This window comes from Kitasatospora cinereorecta (genome assembly GCF_024172095.1).
Lineage (GTDB): Bacteria > Actinomycetota > Actinomycetes > Streptomycetales > Streptomycetaceae > Kitasatospora > Kitasatospora cinereorecta.
Genome location: NZ_JAMZDX010000001.1, coordinates 1,319,674 through 1,340,263 on the forward strand (window position 1 = coordinate 1,319,674; position 20,590 = coordinate 1,340,263).

Genomic DNA, 20,590 nt, shown 5'->3' on the forward strand with positions numbered 1-20,590 from the left:
CCGGGCACGGGCTACGGCAGGTCCAGTCGGCCGGACTCGGTGAAGGGGAAGAACGGGTTGTGGGCCAGCTCCCACAGGTGGCCGTCCGGGTCCTCGAAATAGCCGGAGTAGCCGCCCCAAGTGGTGGGGGTCGGCGGCTTGACCACGGTGGCCCCGGCCTTGACCGCGACCCGCAGCGCGGCGTCGACCAGCTCCGGGGACTCCAGGTTGACCGCCAGGGTGATGCCGCGGAAGGCCGGCTCGCCCCCGGCGGGGACGCCCGCGTCGGCGGCCAGCTCCTCGGCGGGGAAGAGGCCGAGCGCCGAGTCCGCGGTGCGGAACCAGACGATCTCCGGGCTGGAGGCGCTCGAGCGCTCCCAGCCCAGCGCCTGGTAGAACGCCGCGCTGCGGGCGAGGTCGCTCACCCCGAGGGTGACGATGCTGATCCGGGCGGGGAACCGGTCGGGGCCGGCGTTGGTTGCTGTCATGGGCGTCAGCGTAGGGAAGGCTACCGACAGGCGCCCGGCGGCGCGGCCGGTCCGACCATCCGCCAACCGTACGAGGGAAGCTGATGGCCCAGCAGGTGCCGGAGCCGTATCGTGGGGCGGGCGCGGTGCGGGTGGCATGGCAGGGGCCGGGCCAGCCGGCCGCCGAGTCGGAGCACGGTGAGTACCCGGGGGTGCGGCAGACGATGACGAGGCAGCGCACGAGCAGGCCCCAGGATCCCGACGGCTACTACGCCGACCACGAGGCGCACCACCGCGAGGTGCTCGCGGACGCGGACTTCCCGGTGTTCGCCGTCGACCGGGGCCCGGTCGCGACCGGCGCGACCGTCGGTGACGGGGCGCACGGTGAGGCGTACGCGCCGCTCGATGCTCCCGATGCCGGGCGGGACGCGCTGGCCGAGTACGAGGTCTTCAACGGCGAACTCGGCTGGGTCGAGGTCCGCTCCGGCGACTGGAGCTCGCTGCGCGGCCCCTACGTCACCGTCCGCACCTACCGGCCCGGCACCGAGCGGAGCGGACCGCTGCCCGAGCTGGAGGACGTGGTCGAGGACGAGCGCGACCGGGTCTACGAGCAGTTGGACGTCGACGAGGGCGACGGCCCCGGCCGGGTCCGGGCGCTGCGCGGCTGGATCACCGTGGAGGGCGAGCCCCGGGCGGTGCAGATCCACGAGGACCGCCGGGCCGACGGCGACACCGACGCGGTCTGGGCGGGCCGGCTGCGGATCGACGGGATCACCGTGACGGTCACCGGCCGCGGGATCGCGCCCGGCGGCGTCGAGCTGCGCCGGATCGACGACTTCGAGCCGTACATCGCCGGACGCACCGCCCTGCTGCGCCAGCTGTCGCTCCGCCAGCGGGCCGGGAACGTCCCGATCGAGGAGCGGGTGCTGCCGCCGGTCGCCGGCCTGGAGGCGCACCGCGAGGTGGTCGAGTACAGCGTCGCCGAGGCGGCCGCGATGGAGGCCCAACTGCGGGTCGGGCGCACCCCGCGGCTGCCCCGCCGGCTCCGCGGCGAGGCCGGCGCGCTGCGCTGGGAGGCGGCCGTGCGGCAGCAGATGCGGCTCGCCTCGGAGAGCCGCGACGAGGCGACCGAGGCGGTCAGCGCCATGGTCAACCACCTGACCCGGCTCGCCCAGCACACCGAGTGGCTGCTCGGCACGCCCGAGGGCACCGCCGCCGTCGAGGAGGTGGTCCGCTACACCGTTTTCGCCAGCCAGGTGCCCAGCCTGCCCGCGCAGCGGGCCTGGGAGCGGCTCTGGTCGGGCGGCACCGGCGAGCTGCCGGGCGGCGGCGAGGACGCCTGGCTGACCGCCTGGGAGCAGTGGCGGGTGGAGCGTACCCAGCACTGAGACCGGGGGTGCAGATCGGCAGGGTGAGCAACCACCGGGGGCGCGGGGAACTGCGCGATGCGGAAGACGGGGGCGTGCACTCCGGAACGTTGCCGGGTGCACCATCTGCCCTGCCGCTGCGCGCAGTTCCCCGCGCCCCCAGTTGTCATTCGGGAGGCAGCCGCAGCTGGAGCATGGTCAGCAGCCGCTGTTGGGGCTGTGCCAGGTCGATGCCGGTGAGCTGTTCGGCGCGGCGGACGCGGTACCGCAGGGTGTTGGGGTGGATGTGCAGCGCGTCCGCGGCGACCCGGACCTCGCCGAGGGCGTCGAGCCAGGCGAGTACCGACTCGGCGAGCCGGGTGCCGTGCCGGCGGTCGTACTCGGCGAGGGCGGAGAGCCGCGGGTCGCGCAGTTCGCGGCGCTCCTGGAGCAGCGCCAGGACCTCGCTGACCAGCACGTCCGCCTGGACGTCGATCAGTGCGGCGACGTCCGGCACCACCCCGCCGCGGCCCATCGCGTCCAGGATCCGGTCCGCCTGCGCCCGGGATCCGGGGACGTCGGCGAGGCCGTCGACGGTGGAGCCGATCGCCGCCCGCAGCGGGACGCCGAGGTGGTCGCGGGCCGCCTCGACCACCTCGTGGGCCCAGCTGCGCAGGGTGGCGGGGGGCAGGCCGGGCGGGAGTTCGGGGAGCAGGACGTAGACCCGGGAGTCGATCGGGGCGAGCAGGGCGCTGCGGTGCCGGGCGGCGGTGTGGACCGAGATCAGGCCGGTGACCTCGGCGCGGGTGAGTTCGACGTCGCGGCCCTCGGCGCCGACGCCGGTGGCGGCGGTGTAGGCCAGGACGGTGGCCGGGCGGTGCAGGTCGAGGCCGAGGTGGGTGGCGAGCGACTGGGGGCCGGTGGAGCCCTCCAGCAGGCCGGTCAGCAGGGTCTGGGTCAGCCGGACGTCGGCGGACAGTTCGCGGCGCCGGCGGACCAGCTTGGCGGCGGCCACCCGGGCGGCGCCGACCAGGGCCTGTTCGGCGAGCGGCGCGAGCGGCTGGGAGCCCTCCTGGACCCAGATGGTGCCGAGCGGCTGGGCGCCGGCCCGGATGCCGATGGCGAGGCGGCGGCGGATGCCGAGTTCGGGGTGGGCGTCGATCTCGATCACGCTGTCGGAGGTGCGCAGGTGCTGGAAGACGCCCCACTCGCGGAGTTTGGAGAGGTACGGTTCGGGGCCCTGCCAGCCGAGGATGGACAGCCGGCGCAGGTCGTCCACCTCGTCGGAGTCGGCCGAGCGGGAGTAGGCGAGGACGCGGCTGGAGGTGTCCTCGATCGAGACGATGCCGCCGGTGAGCACGGCCACGGTCTGGGCGAGCGAGAACAGGTCGCCGGCCATCAGTTCGGTGGTGTCGGGGGCGTCCGGGCCGGCCAGGATGGCGCGGGCGAGCGAGTCCAGGTGTTCCCAGCGGGTCTCCCGGCGCACCGAGAGCAGGGCCACCCCGGCCTCGGTGGCGGCCTCGCGCAGGGCGTCGGCCTGGCCGGGGCCGTCGAGCTTCACGGCGACGGCGGCGGCGCCCGCGCGGCCGGCGGCGCGCAGGGCGGGGAGGGCGGCGCGGCCGCGGGCGCCGATGGCGAGGACCAGTTCGCCGGCGGCGGCGGTCGGCGGGTCCTCGGGGTCGAGGATCGCCACGTCGCGGACCGGGACGTCCAGCCCGGCGGGGGCGGCCTGGAGCTCGACCAGGGGTTCGCCGAGCGACATCAGGAGCTGGCGCAGCGGCAGCCCGGCGGTGGCCATCGGCGCCCTCCTTCATCCGGGCGGACAACGCCCTGGGCATGATTTTAGCCGGGCGGACAGCGTTCCTCCTGAATGGTTGACATCGACTATTCGGAGTCGGATAGTCGATCCTGACTACAGAGAGAAGGTTCTCGTGGCGAAGCGGCGCAAGGTGGCCAACCCGCTGGCACTGGCGGTGCTGGCCGAGCTCTCGGCCGAGCCCATGCATCCGTACGAGATGGGCCGCCGGCTGCAGGAGCACGGCAAGGACCGCGACATCAAGTACACGCGCAGCTCGCTGTACATGGTGGTCGAGCAGTTGCGGAAGGCCGGCTTCGTCGCCGAGCAGGAGACCGTCCGGGACACCCAGCGGCCCGAGCGCACCGTCTACGCCCTCACCGAGGAGGGCCGGGCCGAGCTGTACGACTGGATGCGCGAGCTGGTCGCCGAACCGCAGCACGAGTACCCGCGGTTCGGGGTGGCGCTGTCGCTGCTGGCCGTCCTGGAGCCGGCCGAGGCGGCCGCGCTGCTGGAGCGGCGCCTCGCGGCGCTGGACGCCACCGCCGAGGAGATCCGCGCCACCGTGCGCGGGGCCAAGGAGAGCGGGGTCGCCTGGATCTTCCTGATCGAGGAGGAGTACCGCCTCGGGCAGCTGGAGGCCGAGCAGCGCTTCGTCACGGGTCTCGTGGAGTCACTCAGGCAGCCGGAGTACAGCCGTACCTGGCAGGAGTTCTTCAGGAGTCGGGAATGAGTGCAGTACGCACCGCACTGGTGATCGGCGGCGGCATCGCCGGACCGGTCACCGCCCTCGCCCTGCACCGGGCGGGAATCGAAGCGACCGTGTTCGAGGCGTACGAGAGCGGCGCCGAGGGCGTCGGCGGCGTCTTCATGGTCGCGCCCAACGGACTGGCCGCGCTGCGGATCGTCGGGCTGGACGAGCAGGTCGCCGCCGTCGGCCAGCCGATCCGGCGGATGGTGATCGACGACCCGCGCGGCCGGCGGATGGCCGAGTTCGGCGGCGTGCCCGGCCTGCCGCCGGGCCTGGCGCTGCGCCGCCCGGACCTCTACCGGCTGCTCCTGGAGCGGCTGCGCGAGGCGGGCGTGCCGGTGGTCCACGGCCGGCGGCTGGTCGGCGTCGAGGAACGCATCGACGGCGTCACCGCCCGCTTCGCCGACGGCAGCACCGCGAGCGCCGACGTGCTGATCGGCGCGGACGGCGTCCGCTCGGCGGTGCGCGGCCTGATCGACCCCGACGCCCCGGCCCCGCGCAACGTCGGCCTGATCGGACTGGGCGGCTACAGCGACCACCCCGGACCCGGGCGGCCCGACCACGCGGCGATGCACTTCGCCAACGGCCGGCGCGCCTTCTTCGGCTGGTGGACGGTGCCCGAGGGCGGCACCGCCTGGTTCAGCAACCTGCCGCACCGGGCCACGCTCACCGCCGCCGAGGCCGCCGCGACCTCCGCCGAGCAGTGGCTGGCCCGGCTGCGCGACCAGCACGCCGGGGACGTCCCGGCCGAGCAGGTGCTGGCCCTGGCCCGGCCGGAGACCCTGGTCAACGTCGGCTCGATGCACATCATGCCGAAGGTGGCCCACTGGCACCGCGACCGGATGGTGCTGGTCGGCGACGCCGCCCACGCGCCGTCCCCCAGCTCCGGCCAGGGCGCGTCGCTGGCCATCGAGAGCGCCGTGGAGCTCGCCCGCTGCCTGCGCGACCTGCCCGACGCGCCGAGCGCCTTCGCCGCGTACGAGGGCCTGCGCCGGGACCGGGTGGAGCGGATCATCGCCCAGGCCGAGAAGACCAACAACGAGAAGGCGGCCGGACCGGTGGCCCGCACCGCGATGCGGCTGGTCGCCCCGATCGCGCTGCGCACCTTCCTGCGGCCCGAGAAGATGTTCGGCCCGGTGCACGGCCACCGGATCGACTGGGAGGCGCCCGTGACCGCGCCGTGACCCCTTCGTCCGGGCGGACAACGGTGTTCGGGGGACTTTGGCGGCGCGGCCAACATGACGGCCCGGCCATGGGGAATAACGTTTCTTCATGGCCGGCGTGTGACCCTCGTCCGGCTTCCCATGACGAGAAGGAGAGCGTGCGCCATGGATGCTGTGACCCAGGTCCCCGCGCCGGTGAACGAGCCGGTCCACAGCTACGCCCCCGGCAGCCCCGAACGGGCCCGCCTGGAGGCGAAGCTGAAGGAGCTGGGCGGCCAGGAGCCGATCCAGCTGACCATGACGATCAACGGGGAGCACCGCATGGGCGGCGGCTCCGAGATCCACGTCGTCCAGCCGCACAACCACGCGGCTCGACTCGGCACGCTGCGCAACGCCACCCAGGACGACGCGCGCGACGCCATCGACGCTGCCCTGGCCGCCGCCCCGGCCTGGCAGGCGCTCTCCTTCGACTCCCGCGCCGCCATCTTCCTGCGCGCCGCCGACCTGCTGGCCGGCCCCTGGCGCGAGACCCTGGCCGCCGCCACCATGCTCGGCCAGTCCAAGACCGCCCAGCAGGCCGAGATCGACACCCCCTGCGAGCTGGTCGACTTCCTGCGCTTCAACGTGCACTTCGCCCGGCAGATCATCGCCGAGCAGCCGGTCTCCTCGGACGGCGTGTGGAACCGCAGCGACCACCGCCCGCTCGAGGGCTTCGTCTACGCCATCACCCCGTTCAACTTCACCGCCATCGCCGGCAACCTGCCGACCGCCCCGGCGCTGATGGGCAACGTGGTGATCTGGAAGCCGTCCCCCACCCAGCAGTTCTCCGCGCACCTGCTGATGCAGCTGCTGGAGGAGGCCGGCCTGCCCAAGGGCGTCATCAACATGGTCACCGGCGACGGCCTGGCCGTCTCCGAGGTCGCCCTCAAGCACCCCGCCCTGGCCGGCATCCACTTCACCGGCTCCACCGCCACCTTCCAGCACCTGTGGCGCGAGGTCGGCACCAACATCGCCGGCTACCGCACCTACCCGCGGATCGTCGGCGAGACCGGCGGCAAGGACTTCCTGGTCGCCCACGCGTCCGCCGACAAGGCCGTGCTGAAGACCGCGATGACCCGCGGCGCCTTCGAGTTCCAGGGCCAGAAGTGCTCGGCCCTCTCCCGCGCCTACGTCCCGGCCTCGCTCTGGGCCGAGCTCAAGGACGAGTTCCGCGACGAGGTCGAGTGGCTCACCATGGGCGACGTCACCGACCTGGCCAACTTCATGGGCGCCGTCATCGACGAGCGCTCCTTCGCCAAGAACAAGGCCGCCATCGACCGCGCCAAGGCCGACCCGAAGGTCGAGATCCTGGCCGGCGGCAGCTACGACGACTCGGTCGGCTACTTCGTCCGCCCGACCGTGCTGGTCTGCGAGGACCCGGCGTCCGAGTACTTCAAGGACGAGTACTTCGGCCCGATCCTCGCCGTGCACGTCTACCAGGACGACAAGTACGACGAGATGCTGGCCCAGATGGAGTCGGTGTCCGCCTACGGCCTGACCGGCTCGATCATCGCCAACGACCGCGAGGCCGTCCAGCACGCCATGCACGTGCTGCGCAACGCCGCCGGCAACTTCTACATCAACGACAAGCCGACCGGCGCCGTCGTCGGCCAGCAGCCGTTCGGCGGCGGCCGCGCCTCCGGCACCAACGACAAGGCCGGCGCCAAGCAGAACCTGATGCGCTGGACGTCGACCCGCTCCATCAAGGAGACCTTCGTCCCGCCGACGGACTACCGCTACCCGCACATGGGCTGACCGACGGTCACGCCCGCCCCGGGGCGGCGGCGCCCACCCCCCGCCGCCGCCCCCGCTCCACCCACCCACGCCGCCCCAGCTTCAGCCACCCCCTGAAGACCCGCTCCAGGAGTCAACGATGCTCCGTTCCGCCCTCCTCGCCGCGTCCCGCTCCCCGCAGGCGCGGACCCTGATCGAGAAGTTCCCGCCCACCCACGCGATAGTCGACCGCTTCGTCGCCGGTGAGCGCCTCGACCAGGCCGTCGCGGCCACCGAGCAGCTGGTCGCCACCGGCCGTACGGTCACCCTGGACCACCTCGGCGAGGACACCAAGGACGCCGGCCAGGCCGCCGAGACCGCCCTGGCCTACGAGCACCTGCTGGCCGCCCTCAAGGAGACCGGTCTGGCCTCCGGCGCCGAGGTCTCGGTCAAGCTCTCCGCCGTCGGCCAGTTCCTGCCGGTGGACGGCGAGAAGATCGCCCTGGAGAACGCCCGCCGGATCTGCCAGGCCGCCGCCGACGCGGGCACCACGGTCACCCTCGACATGGAGGACCACACCACCACCGACTCCACCCTGTCGATCGCCCGCGAGCTGCGCGCCGACTTCCCGTGGCTCGGCGTCGTGCTCCAGGCCTACCTGCGCCGCACCGAGGCCGACTGCAAGGACTTCGCGTCCGAGGGCTCCCGGGTGCGCATCTGCAAGGGCGCCTACAAGGAGCCCGAGTCGGTCGCCTTCCAGGGCAAGAAGGACGTCGACCTCGCCTACGTCCGCGCGCTCAAGGTCCTGATGGCCGGTCAGGGCTACCCGATGGTGGCCTCGCACGACCCCAACATGATCAAGATCGCCGGCCAGCTGGCCGAGTGGAACAAGCGCGACACCGACAGCTTCGAGTACCAGATGCTCTTCGGCATCCGCCCCGAGGAGCAGCTGCGGCTCGCCGAGGCCGGCAACACCATGCGGGTGTATCTGCCATACGGCCAGGAGTGGTACGGGTACTTCATGCGCCGCCTCGCGGAGCGCCCGGCCAACCTGACCTTCTTCCTGCGCGCGATGGCCACGCGCGGCTGAGACCACCCTGGGCAGGGGTGAAACCCGGGCCGCCGGCGGACTGCGCTCCGTCGGCGGCCCGTGGTGTTTCCCGCTCAGCGGGGAGGGGTCTCCTCCTCCGGGGCGAAGAGTGCGCTGTAGACGGTGGGGCGGCCGACGTCCGGCAGTGCGAGGTCGACCGGGTCGGTGAGTTGGGCCGGGGAGAGGAGCTTCAGGCCGTGCCGCGCGAGCAGGCGCAGCACCTCGGGCTCGACGGGACCGGAGTCGTCCGCGTCCGGGCCGACGAGGTCCAGCCCGCCGTCCGCGCGGGCCCGGCCGAGCAGGGCGTACGGCCCGACCATCGACAGCCGGACGACCAGCGCGGGGTCGGCCTCCAGCAGGTAGCTGAAGCAGACCTCGCAGTTGATGTCCGTGTCGTCGGTCAGCTCGCCCAGCGCGGCGAGTTCGGCGACCAGCGGTGCGTAGGGCCGGGTCCGCTCGACGGTGCGGGCGAAGGCCCGCTGCGGGCGGGCGGGATCGCCGTAGGCGTCCCGGACGCGGGCCATGAGCTCGCGCCGGGCGTTCCACGGCCAGGGTGACTCGGTGCGGCGGGGCCGCTCTGCTGCCATGACCGCCGATCCTAGTGCTCGCGACCCGCGGGGTGACCGTGGATCTTGCCGCCCCCGTCCATGTGGACGCGGACCTTGGTCTGCCAACCGCCGTTGGGTCCGCGGCCGACCGGTTGGCCGTACTCGTGGTCGCGGACGTTCGGACGTCCCGGGACCGGCGTGCCGTTGTCCCACGCGTGCTGGGCGTACGCGTCCGCCTCGGCGCGGTTGGCGAACGCCGAGGTCGGCGTTCCATTGGCGATCCGTTCCCGGTACTCCTTGGTGCCGAGGACGTGCTGGTCCTGCTTCTGCCGGGAGACGTGCGGCGACAGGCCGAGCGGGTCGGACCAGGTGTGCGGGTTGTGGACGTAGCCGTCCGGATTGGGCGCGGGGGCGAGCCCGAGCGGGTCCGGCGAGGTGTACCGGGCGGTCTCCGGGTCGTAGTAGCGGTGGACGTTGTAGTGGAGCCGGCTTTCCGGGTCGAAGTACTGGCCGGGGAAGCGCAGCGGGGTGTAGGTGGTGCTCTCGCTGGGCCAGGTGGTGTTGCCCCAGAGGGTGGGGGTGGCCCGCCAGGCGATGCTTTCGGAGACCGGGTCCACCAGCTCGGTCGGACTGCCGACCAGGTCGGTGACGATGGCGAAGAACCGCCGGTCGATCCGCTGCTGCTCGCCGTCGGCCGACGAGGTCGCGATCGTCTCGCTCTGGGCGACCGGGTGGAGCCCCCGGTGGTCCCAGCTGAGCGTGTGCGGCCCCGGCAGGTAGGCGGCCCGGGTGGTCTGCTCGACCAGGGTGGACCCGTCCCAGGTGAAGTCGGTCCGCTCGCCGCTCGGCGTGCCGTCGGGTGCGAGCCGCTCCTTCGCGACGCGGCGGCCCATCGGGTCGTAGCGGTAGTGCCAGCGGGCGCCGTCGGGGGTGGTGAGGTGGGTCAGCCGGTTCTCGGCGTCCCAGGTGTACTGCCATGTGTCGGGCTTGCGGGAGAGCCGCGTGACCTGCCGCAGGGTGGTGCGGCCGGCGGCGTCGTATTCGTAGCGGATCCGGCCGGCGCCGACGAGCTGCGTCCCGGCATAGGTCCGCGGGCCGACGGCCGCCGCGGTCGCCCCCGTGGCCGGCCAGTGGGCCTCGGTCGGGTTGCCGGCGGGGTCGTAGGCGTAGCGCTCGCTCCAGCCGGCCGCCTCGACCGAGGTCACCTGTCCCACCGCGTCGAGCCGGAAGTCGCGTCGGCCGGCCAACGTGTCCTCGATGCCGATCACATTGCCGTCGGGGCGGTAGGTGTAGGTGCGGTGTTGGAGGTCACTGTGGGCGGCGCCCGTGGTCCGCAGGGTCTGCGCGGTGAGGCGGCTGCGGGCGTCCCACGCGCTGTCGAGGGCCAGGCCGGCCCCGTAGGAGCGCCGGAGTTCGCGGCCGGCGGCGTCGTACGTGAAGCCCAGGGCGCCGTCGGGCGTGGTGAGCCCGATCGGCCGCCCGGCCGGGTCGTAGCTCCAGGCAGCGGTGTGGCCGGCGGGGGTGGTGCGGTGGGTGCGCCGGCCCAGCGCGTCCCAGGTCTGGTGCAGGGTGCGGCCGTTGACCGTTTCGCTGAGGACGTTGCCGAGCGCGTCGACGGTCCGGGCGACGTCGGCGTCGTCGTTCACGGCCCGCACGAGGTGGCCGGCGGTGTCGTAGGCGTAGTGGGTGGTGCATCCGGCCGCGTCCTTCGTCGTCGTCCGGCCGAGCGCGTCGTACGCGTAACCGGTCCGCTGGCCCAGCGGGTCGACGAGAGCGGCGAGTTGGCCGGCCGCGTCGAACTCGTAGCGGAGGGAGCGGCCGTGGAAGTCGCGCTCCGACACGACCCGCCCGGCGGCGTCGTAGCCGTACTCCCACTGCCGGCCGAGCGGGTCGGTGACCGCAGCGAGCTGCATGTGGGCGTTGTACGTGAAGCCGATCCGGGCGCCGTCGGGCGTGGTGCGGGCCGCGACCTGTTCGAAGTGGGTGTATTCGAAGGTGGTGGTCTGCCCGAGTTGGTCGGTGTGGGTGAGGAGGTTGCCCTCGCCGTCGTGGGTCCAGCTCTCGGTGGTGCCGTCGGGGGCGGTGCGGGTGGCCGGGTGGCCTTCGACGGTCCAGGTGGTGGTGGTGACGGCGCCGAGCGGGTCGGTGACGGTACTGGTGCGGCCGAAGGCGTCGTAGGTGTAGCGGGTGGTGGCGCCGGTGGGGTCGGTGACCTCGAGGGGGAGTCCGGCGGGGTTGCAGTGGATGGTGGTGGTGTGGCCGAGGGCGTCGGTCACCGTGGTGGGGTGGCCGCGGTGGTCGTACGTCCAGGTGGTGGTGGCGCCGAGGGGGTCGGTCAGGGCGGTGCGCAGCCCGGTGTCGTCGTAGGTCTGGTGCCAGGTGGCGCCGCCGGGTTCGGCGACGGTGACGGGGAGGCTGAGGCGGTCGGCGTAGGTGGCGGTGGTGCGGTGGCCGTCCGGGCGAGTGACGGACACGAGGTCGCCGGCGCCGTCGTACGCGTAGCTGGTGGTCCGGCCGAGAGGGTCGGTCTCGACCAGGAGGCGGTCGTACGCGTCGCGTTCGGTGTGGGTGGTGTGGCCCAGGGGGTCGGTGATGGCGGTGATCTGGGCGTCGTCGTTGACGGTGTAGGTGGTGGTGTGGCCGAGGGCGTTGGTCTCGGTGTGGGTTCTGAGGCCGGTGGCGGGCTCCGGGTCGCCGTAGGTGAAGCGGAAGCGCAGGGCGCCGTCGGTGCCGCCTTCGTCGGTGACGCGGTCGAGGGCGTCGTAGGTATAGGCGTACTGGGAGTTGTTGCGGTCGGTCCAGGAGAGGATGCGGCCGCTGTTGTCGTTGGCGAAGCGCATGGGCTTGCCGGAGGAGTTGTAGACGGAGCTGAGGTGGCCGTCGGTGTAGCCGTAGCGCAGCAGGAGGGCGTCGCCGCCGGTGTCGGTGGCGTGGGCGAGGCGCAGGGCGGTGATGCGGTCGGCGTCGACGGTGACCAGGAGTTGATAGCCGCCGGAATGGGTGATGGAGAGCGGGACGCCGTCCTCGTCGTGGGCGAGGGTGTAGTGGCGACCGTGGCGGTCGCGGACCGTGGTGAGGAGGGCCTCGGTGCCGTCGGGGGTCGGGGTGAACTCCTTGACCAGGCCGGTGGACGGGTCGGTGACGGTGTACAGGCCGTCGACGAGGTCGAGTTCGTGGCGGGATCCGGCGGAGGCGAGGACCGGGTCACCGGGTTCGGGGTGGGGGTAGGCCTGGGTGATCCGGTCCGGGCGGATGTGGACGACGCCCTGCTCGTCGATCTCCAGCCGTTCGTCGAAGGTGCACACCCACTTGGGGCCCATCCACCGCCCGGCGAGGTAGCCGGAGTCGAAGCTGCGGGTGAACTCCAGCGGCAGGGAGCCGGGAAGAGTGGCGTCGACCTGGTCGATGTACATCCGCCCGGTCGCCATGTCGACGGGTTCGCCGCCGCCGCAGCGGGTGTCGTGGGCACGGCCCTCGGTGCGAGGACTGTGGACCTGCTCGCGGCCCCGGCCCTTGGGGTGGGAGGTGCCGCGCGGGCCGTGGCCGCCGGAGCCGGCGCGGGGGTGGGGGACGCCCTTGCCGCCGTGGCCGCTGAGGATCTTCTCGAGGTCCTTGGCGTGCTTGGCCTCGACCTCGCGGGTGTTGTGGGCGACCTTCTTGAGGTTGTCGCCGGCCTTGCGGTAGAAGCTCTTCAGGGCCTTGCCGGCGTCCTCGGCCAGGGTCTTGCCGAGCTTCTGGGCGCCGTGTTCGAGCGCCTTGACGATCTGGTTGCTCATTCGAAGCTCACCCCGGCGATCTTGGACTGGAACGCCTGCGCGTGACCGGCGACGGTCTCGGCGTGGTCGTGCATCATCCGGGCGTGGTCGTCGAGGGCGTCCGGGTCGATCCGGAAACCGGTGCCGCCACCGCCGCCGCTCACCCCGAGCGCGGACTCCGCCGCCTGGAACACCAGCCCGGACACGGCGTTCGCCACGGTGTCGATCAACGGTTCGATCGCGGCCTCGACCACCTGGGCGATGATGTACTGCTCCAGTTGCTGTTCCAGGTAGTTGATCAGGCGCTTCGCGGTCTCCTCGATCAGGATGACGGCGGCCTCGGCCGCGCCGAAGGTGGCCACCGCGGCGGCCTGATCGGCGACGAACGCCGCAGCCAGACCGATGAGTTCACCTATCGTCTCGACCTTCATCGCCACGATCACGTCGGCCGCGACGTCCAGCGCGTCCGCCACCACGTGGCAGGCCTGCACCAGTTGGGTGAGGTGCTGCTCGGAGACCGACGCCCACTTGGCGAGCAGTGCCTCGTAGGAGGCTCCCTCGTACGCCTGGCCCAGCTGGTGGACCGTTGCGGTGGACTCCTGGTGCGCGGACTCCACGTTCTGTGCGAACTCCCGTACGTGCGAGGCGAACTCCCGCACGCTGTCCTCGTTCACCGTCGGCCAGTTGATACCGATGAACGACAGAAACGACACCACTTCGCCAGGCAGCTCTATTGCCACGACGCGTCCTCCCCCGACGGTGACCAGATGCGGTCAAGACCGTAGTGCAGGACGGTGTCCGAGGCTCATCGTTTGGCGCAATTATCACTGCCTCGCGGCCAGTTGGAGATCGGGCCCGGCGAGTCGGTCGAGCGTGTCCCGCCGTGCCGCGGGGCGGGGAGCGGTGGCACGGTAGCGGGGCACGTAACGTGCGGTTCCCGGTTCCGGTCAGAGCATCGAGGCGGCCGGCTTCACCATGGCGCGGGCGGTCTTGGCGTCCACGTACTCGCCGATCGCGGTCATCACCCACTCGCCGGAGAACTGGCGGACCAGCTTGCACATCGCCACGCCGGTGCGCGCCTCGGCGTGGGTGAGGTCGAAGCGGACCAGTTCCTCGCCGCTGGAGGCGTCCAGCAGGCGGCAGTAGGCGTTCTTGACGTCGGTGAACTTCTGGCCGGAGAAGGAGTTCACCACGAAGACCAGGCCGCAGACCTCGGCCGGGACGCCCTCCAGGTGGACGGTGATCGCCTCGTCGTCGCCGGCGCCCTCGCCGGTGAGGTTGTCGCCCGAGTGGACGATCGCGCCGTTGAAGATGGACAGCTTCATGAACCAGGCCGTCTCGACCTTGTTGCGCTGGGCGTCGAAGGCGATCACCGAGGCGTCCAGGTCGATGTTGCGGCCCCGGCCGGCCGGCTCCCAGCCGAGGCCCATCCGGACCGAGGCGAGGAAGGGCTTGCCGTTCTTCTCCAGCGAGACGGAGCCGCCCTTGACCAGGTTGACCCGGCCCTTGTCCAGGGTGATCCGGCCGACCGCCGGCGGCGCGGAGGGCATCGGCGGCGGCCCGGCGGATGCGGCGGAGGGAGCTGCGGGGGCCGGGGGAGCAGTGGTGGGAGCGGTGGCCGCGGGGGTGGCGGGGGTGGCGGCGGGCTCGTCCTCCACGGTGACGCCGAAGTCGGTGGCGATGCCGGCCAGCCCGTTGGCGTAGCCCTGGCCGACCGCGCGGACCTTCCACTCGCTGCCGCGGCGGTAGACCTCGACCACCACCAGCGCGGTCTCCCGGCTGAGCCGGGGCGGGGTGAAGGTGACCAGCTCGCGGCCGGTGTCGGCGTCGCGGACGGTGGCGGTGGGCTCGGTGCCGGCGAAGGTGGCGGACGCGTCGTCCAGGCTGGCGGTCACCACGATCTTGCTGATGTCGCCGGGGACGGCGGCGGTGTCCACGGTGATCGCGTCCGGCGTGCCGCCGGAGGCCGGCCGGTGGGTGACCCCGGGGCCGTTCGGGGCGTTGAAGAAGACGAAGTCGGCGTCGGAGCGCACCTTGCCGGCGTCGGTCAGCAGCAGGCCGGAGACGTCCAGCCGCTTGGGCGCCGTCACCTCGACCGTCACTCTCGAGGCCGCGAGCGGCGCATTTCCACCCTGCGTCAGGACCGTCGTCACCGTGCTCCTCCTCGACCTGCCGGGCCCCGCGCCCGGCCTGCCCGCCTCTGCCGCACTCACCCTAGCCAACCGGGTGCCGCAACGGCAGTGACCTGACGGTACGCCGCGAGCGGAAGTGCTTGCCCGGCCCGGTGGCGCTGGGAAAGCATGCAGGAATGCCAGCTCTGCAACGTACCGAAGCGACCCTGCGCGCCGGCCTGCTCGACGTCCGCTCCTACACCGTGGACCTCGACCTGACCCGCGGCGGCGAGGTGTTCGGCAGTACCACCGTGATCCGGTTCGACTGCGCCGAGCCCGGCGCGGACGCCTTCGTCGACCTCGAACCGGCCGCACTGCACCGGGTCGAGCTCAACGGTCGGCCGCTCGACCCGGCCGGCCTCGACGGCAACCGACTGGCCCTGCCCGGCCTGGCCGCCGAGAACGAGCTGCTGGTCGAGGCGGAGATGCGCTACTCGCGCACCGGCGAGGGCCTGCACCGCTACACCGACCCGGCCGACGGCGAGGTCTACCTGTACGCGACCTGCGGCCCTGACCTGGCGCCCAAGGTCTTCGCCTGCTTCGACCAGCCCGACCTCAAGGCGCCGATCACCCTGCGCGCCACCCTGCCGCCGCAGTGGACGGCGGTCGCCAACGGCGCGGTGACCGAATCCGCCGACGGCCGCTGGGAGTTCGCCCCGACCCGGCCGATCTCCACCTACCTGTTCACCGTGGTGGCCGGCCCGCTGCACTCGGTCCGCGGCGAGCACGACGGCATTCCGCTCGGCCTGCACGCCCGGCGCTCGCTCGCCGCCGAGCTGGAGCGCGAGGCGGAGGAGATCTTCGAGGTCACCCGGGCCTCGTTCGACCGGCTGCACGAGCTGTTCGACGAGCGCTACCCGTTCGGCGAGTACCACCAGGCGTTCGTGCCCGAGTTCAACTGGGGCGCGATGGAGAACCCGGGCTGCGTGGTGTTCCGCGACGAGATGCTGTTCCGCTCGGAGCCGACCGACGCCGACCGGGAGAGCCGGGCCATGGTGATCTGCCACGAGATGGCCCACATGTGGTTCGGCGACCTGGTCACCATGCGCTGGTGGGACGACCTCTGGCTGAACGAGTCCTTCGCCGAGATGCTCGGCTACCGGGTCGCCGCCGAGGCCACCCGCTTCAACGGCGCCTGGACCGGCTTCGCGGTCAAGCGCAAGGGCTGGGGCTACGACGCCGACCAGCGCGGCTCCACCCACCCGGTGGCCGGCAACGGCACGCAGAGCGTCGCCGAGGCCGTGGTCAACTTCGACGGCATCTCGTACGCCAAGGGCGCCTCGGTGCTCCGCCAGCTGGTCGCCTGGCTCGGCGACGAGGCCTTCTTCCGCGGCATCAACGCCTACTTCGCCCGGCACCGGTACGGCAACGCCGAGCTCGCCGACTTCCTGGCCGCGCTGGCCGAGGCCAGCGGCCGGGACGTGCACGGCTGGGCCGAGGCCTGGCTGCGCACCAGCGGCGTCGACACCCTGCGGGTGGAGACCGAGCGCGACAGCGGGAAGCTCCGCTCGGTCACCGTGGTCAACGAGGGCAGCCGGCCGCACCTGATCCGGGTCGGCGCGTACGCCATGGTCGAGCCCTACCTGCGGGCCTGGCCCGGCGCGGCCGTCGAGGTGCCGGCCGGCGGCCGGGTGGCCGTACCGGAACTCCTCGACGACCAGCCCGAGCTGATCGTCCCCAACCACGGCGACCTCACCTGGGCCAAGCTCCGGCTGGACGACCGCTCCCGCGAGGTGCTCACCGCCTCGCTCGGCGACATCGAGGACGAGCAGACCCGGGCGCTGCTCTGGGAGCACGCCCGCGACCTGGTCCGCGACGGGGAGCTGACGCCCGCCGCGTACCTGGAGATGGTCGAGCGGCACCTGCCCGGCGAGAGCGCGGTCAGCATCGTCGAGGCGGTGCTCGCCTTCGCCGCGGATAACGCGGCCGGCCGGTACCTTGACCCCGACGCGCGGCCCGACGCGATCGCCGTGGTCTCCCGCACCGCCCGCGCCCTGCTGCGCCGCGAGGGCGTCGGACAGAGCCTGCGGCTCGCCGCGCTGCGCGCCGCGGTGGAGAGCTCGGCGAACGCGGCCGACCTCGACGAACTGCGTGGCTGGCTGGTCGGCGAGGGCCTGCCCGCCGGCCTCGCGCTCAGCCCCGAGCTGCGCTGGTCGGCGATGGCCCGGCTGGCGGCCAAGGGTGCGGCGGGCGAGACCGAGATCGCGGTGGAGCTGCTGCGCGACCCCGGCACCGAGGCCGAGCTGGGCGCGGCCCGGGCCCGGGCCGCCCGGTCGGAGCCGGAGGCCAAGGAGCGGGCCTGGCAGGAGATGTTCACCGACGGCACGCTCTCCAACCACCTGCTGCGGGCGACCGCCGAGGGCTTCTGGCGCTCGGGTGAGGAGGAGCTCCAGCAGCGGTACGTGCGGCGCTACTTCGCCGAGCTGCCGGGTGCGGGCGGGCGCGGGGACACGGTGGCGCGGGTGCTCGGGCACGCGCTGTTCCCGAAGAGCCGGGCGACCGCGGAGACGCTCGCCCTCGCGGAGGAGTGCCTGCGGCAGTCGGAGCTGACGCCGTCCGTCCGGCGGGTGCTGGCCGACGAGACCGACGACCTGCGCCGCGCCCACCGGGTCCGCGGCTAGGTCGGGGTAGGTCCCGGATTGCCGCGGCGCGCGGATCTCCCCGCGCGCCGCGGCGCTCACCAGGCGGGGAAGCCGCCCCGGGCGGCGACCGCGTGCGGGTCGTCGGTCAGGGCGAAGGCCGAGGCGGTCCAGGTCTCGGCGGGCGTGGTGGGGCCGGCGGCGGGGACGGCGCCGGTGACCGAGAAGGTGTAGGTGCCGGGGCCGAGGTCCGGGCCGGGCAGGACGGTGAAGCGGTAGACCAGGGTGTCCCGGTCGAGCGCCACCGTGACCACGGTGCCGGGCAGGTCGGTCCACGGCGTGGTGCCGGGCAGCGCGTCCGGCCGGCGCAGCCGGAACTCCACCTGCAGCGCGGTCAGCCGGGTGCCGACGGTCAGTTCGACGGTGTGCCGGTTGCCGGAGCGGCCCAGCGCCTCCACCGCGGCGGTGCCCGCGAAGGCGGTGTCCGGCGCGGTGGGCTTCGGCGTGGTCGGAGTCGTGGCGGTGGGCTTCGCCGTGGTGGGCGTCGGGGCGACCGGGGTGGCACCGGCCGGCCCGCCGGTGGGTGCCGGCGTGGCGGACGGCGAGGGCGAGGCCGCGGCGGTCTCCTGGGCCGGGTCGGGGGCCGAGGTGCTCGGCGCGGCGCTGGTGGCGCCGGCCGGGCGGGCGGCCACCTTGCCGGCGGTGGCGGACGGTCGCGCGCCGGGCAGGGCGGTGGCGCTCGCGGCGGTGTCGGCCAGGGCCGGGCGGTCCGGTCCGGTCGGGGCGGGGGAGGGCGACTCGGCGGCGTCGGCGGCCTGGTCGGCGCTGGGCACCGGCGGGCTGGCGCCGACCGAGGTGCCGGGCCGCCGGCCGACCTGCTGCTGCTCGTTCAGCAGCCAGGTGGTGGCGAGGCTGATCCCGACCACGGTGGACATCGCCATCGCCGCCCCGGAGAAGCGCAGGGTCGGCAGGCGCAACCGGCCGCCGAACGGCTTCGGCCGACCGTGCCGGCCGTGCCGGACGGTGTCGTGCACCGCCCTGGAGTGCTCGCGGAGCGCCACCCCGGTTCCCCTCCCTCGCTGTGTCGGACGAGACTACCAGCGACCGGCGGACGTGCCGCCAGACCCGTGACCGATCGGATACGGGACGGGCGAGTCCCATGGGGCCGACGGGAGTTGACGCACAGTCGGATTCCCGGCGGGCGGTCGCGTTGCAACCCCTTGCAACCCTTGCCGGAAGGATTCCGGTGGCGGAGTCTTGGTCGGTACCCAGCCGCTTCGGAGAGACCGTCATGCCGCGCGACCCGCTGTCCGCCTCCTCCCGCCAGCCCCTCGCCGCCACCCCCACGGGCGACGAACCGGGCCGGCCCACCGCACCCCCGGCGGTGGTCGAGGAGGTCCTGACCCTGCGGATCGCGCTCGAGCAGGACCTGGTGGGAGAGGTGCGCACCCGCTTCCGGTACGACGCCGAGCGTCCGTACGAGGTGCGTCTCACCTTCCACCTGGGGCGGCCCGACGAGGCGGACTGGGTCTTCTCTCGTGAACTGCTCCGGGACGGCCTGGAGTCGCTGAGCGGCCAGGGCGACATCAAGCTCTGGCCCGCGTACTGCCCGTGCCACGGGTCGACCCTGCACCTCGCCCTGGAGTCCCCGCACGGCAGCGCCCTGCTGGAGGCGTCCAAGCCGCGGGTGCGGGCCTGGCTGCTGCGCACGTACGAGGCGGTGCCGGCCGGGCAGGAGTCGGTCGGACTGCCGACCGACGATCAGCTGGCGGAGCTGCTGGCCGGCGGCTGACCCCCGCGCGGCCCGGGCAGTCGCTGCGTGCCGGCGGCCAGCGCGGCGCGCAGCTCGCGGACGGCCGGTGCGGTGGAGCCCGGCAGCAGGTCGTACGGCTCCGGCGGCCCGAGGACGGCGACCTCGGCGGAGGCGGCCAGCCGGTAGGGCCGGTGGTCGAGCAGGCCGCCGAGGTGGCGGCGCAGCCGGGAGAGTTCGGCGCGCACGGTGACGGTGCGCGCGGGGTCGCCGAACAGTGCCCCGGCCAGCCGGGCGGCGGTCAGCCCGGCGCGGTCGACGGCCAGCAGCAGCAGGAGTTCGGCGTGGCGCGGGCTCGGGATGTGCGACCAGGTGCCGGCCGCGCCGGCCAGGTGCAGCTCGGGCCGGTCGGGCCGGCGCAGGTCCAGGGTGATCCGGGTGCCCTCGCCCTGCTCGGCGACCGCGGCGGGCGGGCTGCCGAGCGGGCGGATCAGCCAGCCGTCGGCGAGCGGTTCGACGGCGCACTCGCCGAGGGTGGGCAGCCACTGGGTGGCGGCGGCGCCCCAGCCCTCGGGCGGCAGGTGCATCCGGGGCGCGCTGGGCAGTCCGACGGCGGCCGCGGTCCAGCCGGCGCCGTCCACCACCACGGCCGGGCCGGTGAAGCGCGCGAGCAGCGGGCAGGCGACGGTCCGCAGCCGGTGCAGCGACTCGAGGTGGCGGGCGCGCAGCTCGGTCTCGGCCAGCCGGGCGGCGGTCAGGGTGAGCTGCATCAGGTACGGGGTGCCCGCGTGGGCCGGGCCGCTGAGGTCGACCACGCCGGCCAGCCGGCCGGTGCGCGGGTCGCGGATCGGCGCGGCGGTGCAGGTCCAGGTCTGGTGGCTGCGCAGGTAGTGCTCGTAGGAGTGGACCCGGGACGGGGTGGCGGTGCGGACGGCCAGGCCGATGCCGTTGGTGCCGACGTCGTCCTCGGCCCAGCGGGCGCCCTCCTCGAAGCCGATGCCGCCGGCCTCGCGGCGCAGCCGGCGGTCGCCGTCCAGCCAGAGCAGGTGGCCGCGGGCGTCGGAGACGGCGAGCACCAGCGGGGTGCCGGCGCCGGGGGCGAGCAGGGTGGTGCGCAGGACCGGCATGACCTCGTCCAGGCCGTTCTCGCGCCGCCGGTGCTCGAGTTCGGCGGGGGGTATCCGGTGGACGCTCCGGCCGAGTTCGGGGTCGAGGCCGAGTCGGCGCAGCCGCTCCCAGGAGTCGCCGATCTCGGGGCGGACGTCGTCGCTCTGCGGCGGGTCGCCGGCCAGGGCGCGCTCGTGGGCGCGGGCCAGCGCGGCGCGGGTGACCGGTCGGAGCCGTCCGGGGGACAGTCGTGTGCTCCGCTGCATTCCGCCCCCGTCAGTCGAAACGTCCACCGTCGGCAGCCAGGGTAAGGCCGGATCGGACGGACATGCCGGGG

Annotated in this window: 14 protein-coding genes and 1 pseudogene; 7 read left to right on the forward strand and 8 right to left on the reverse strand. The window is 73.6% G+C overall.

The features are described 5' to 3' along the window. Positions 1-11: 11 nt before the first annotated feature. Complete coding sequence (locus FHR36_RS05835; RefSeq protein WP_253794313.1) at positions 12-467, reverse strand: VOC family protein; 456 nt, start codon at positions 465-467, stop codon at positions 12-14. 83 nt (positions 468-550) lie between these two features. Between FHR36_RS05835 and FHR36_RS05840 the strand changes: the two genes are divergently transcribed. Next, positions 551-1,834 (forward strand): hypothetical protein, encoded by a 1,284-nt coding sequence (locus FHR36_RS05840; protein ID WP_253794315.1) that lies wholly within the window; start codon positions 551-553, stop codon positions 1,832-1,834. A gap of 145 nt (positions 1,835-1,979) precedes the next feature. Here the strand turns inward: FHR36_RS05840 and FHR36_RS05845 are convergent, their stop codons facing one another. After that, complete coding sequence (locus tag FHR36_RS05845) at positions 1,980-3,590, reverse strand: PucR family transcriptional regulator (RefSeq protein ID WP_253794317.1); 1,611 nt, start codon at positions 3,588-3,590, stop codon at positions 1,980-1,982. A 133-nt stretch (positions 3,591-3,723) separates the two neighbouring features. Here FHR36_RS05845 and FHR36_RS05850 point away from each other — a divergent pair, with 133 nt between their 5' ends. The 4 genes from FHR36_RS05850 to FHR36_RS05865 all read left to right on the forward strand — a co-directional run bounded on the left by FHR36_RS05850 (position 3,724) and on the right by FHR36_RS05865 (position 8,343). Beyond that, positions 3,724-4,320 carry a PadR family transcriptional regulator gene (locus tag FHR36_RS05850; RefSeq protein ID WP_253794319.1) on the forward strand — a complete coding sequence of 199 codons (597 nt, stop codon included), beginning with the start codon at positions 3,724-3,726 and terminating at the stop codon, positions 4,318-4,320. Beyond that, positions 4,317-5,522 carry an FAD-dependent oxidoreductase gene (locus tag FHR36_RS05855; protein ID WP_253794321.1) on the forward strand — a complete coding sequence of 402 codons (1,206 nt, stop codon included), beginning with the start codon at positions 4,317-4,319 and terminating at the stop codon, positions 5,520-5,522. Before FHR36_RS05850 ends, FHR36_RS05855 begins: the two co-directional genes overlap by 4 nt. A gap of 144 nt (positions 5,523-5,666) precedes the next feature. Continuing rightward, the gene (gene pruA / locus FHR36_RS05860; protein ID WP_253794323.1) at positions 5,667-7,295 is read left to right on the forward strand and encodes an L-glutamate gamma-semialdehyde dehydrogenase; all 1,629 of its coding nucleotides are present in this window, start codon (positions 5,667-5,669) and stop codon (positions 7,293-7,295) included. Positions 7,296-7,413: 118 nt separating this feature from the next. Further along, positions 7,414-8,343: a proline dehydrogenase family protein gene (locus FHR36_RS05865; RefSeq protein ID WP_253794325.1), complete on the forward strand. Its 930-nt coding sequence runs from the start codon at positions 7,414-7,416 to the stop codon at positions 8,341-8,343. A gap of 74 nt (positions 8,344-8,417) precedes the next feature. On the opposite strand, the gene FHR36_RS05870 is transcribed toward FHR36_RS05865, so the two are convergent. From FHR36_RS05870 to FHR36_RS05885, 4 genes and pseudogenes are all read right to left on the reverse strand, one after another. Next, on the reverse strand, positions 8,418-8,930 hold the full coding sequence (locus tag FHR36_RS05870; RefSeq protein WP_253794327.1) for a hypothetical protein: 513 nt from the start codon (positions 8,928-8,930) through the stop codon (positions 8,418-8,420). A gap of 11 nt (positions 8,931-8,941) precedes the next feature. Continuing rightward, positions 8,942-12,322 (reverse strand): annotated as a pseudogene (locus tag FHR36_RS05875) (RHS repeat-associated core domain-containing protein); the annotation flags it as partial. Positions 12,323-12,663: 341 nt separating this feature from the next. After that, complete coding sequence (locus FHR36_RS05880) at positions 12,664-13,386, reverse strand: WXG100-like domain-containing protein (RefSeq protein ID WP_253794331.1); 723 nt, start codon at positions 13,384-13,386, stop codon at positions 12,664-12,666. 207 nt (positions 13,387-13,593) lie between these two features. Continuing rightward, positions 13,594-14,787: a TerD family protein gene (locus FHR36_RS05885; RefSeq protein ID WP_253794786.1), complete on the reverse strand. Its 1,194-nt coding sequence runs from the start codon at positions 14,785-14,787 to the stop codon at positions 13,594-13,596. Positions 14,788-14,954: 167 nt separating this feature from the next. On the opposite strand from FHR36_RS05885, the gene pepN reads away from it, so the two are divergent. After that, the gene (pepN, locus tag FHR36_RS05890) at positions 14,955-17,438 is read left to right on the forward strand and encodes an aminopeptidase N (protein WP_253794333.1); all 2,484 of its coding nucleotides are present in this window, start codon (positions 14,955-14,957) and stop codon (positions 17,436-17,438) included. Positions 17,439-17,494: 56 nt separating this feature from the next. Here pepN and FHR36_RS05895 read toward each other — a convergent pair whose 3' ends face one another. Further along, the gene (locus FHR36_RS05895; RefSeq protein WP_253794334.1) at positions 17,495-18,457 is read right to left on the reverse strand and encodes a hypothetical protein; all 963 of its coding nucleotides are present in this window, start codon (positions 18,455-18,457) and stop codon (positions 17,495-17,497) included. 230 nt (positions 18,458-18,687) lie between these two features. Between FHR36_RS05895 and FHR36_RS05900 the strand changes: the two genes are divergently transcribed. Beyond that, positions 18,688-19,188, forward strand: coding sequence for an SsgA family sporulation/cell division regulator (locus FHR36_RS05900; RefSeq protein ID WP_253794335.1), 501 nt, complete (start codon positions 18,688-18,690; stop codon positions 19,186-19,188). On the opposite strand, the gene FHR36_RS05905 is transcribed toward FHR36_RS05900, so the two are convergent. Beyond that, entirely contained in the window at positions 19,158-20,519 is a 1,362-nt protein-coding gene (locus FHR36_RS05905; RefSeq protein WP_253794336.1) for a GAF domain-containing protein, read from the reverse strand. The genes FHR36_RS05900 and FHR36_RS05905 overlap by 31 nt on opposite strands. Positions 20,520-20,590: the final 71 nt, after the last annotated feature.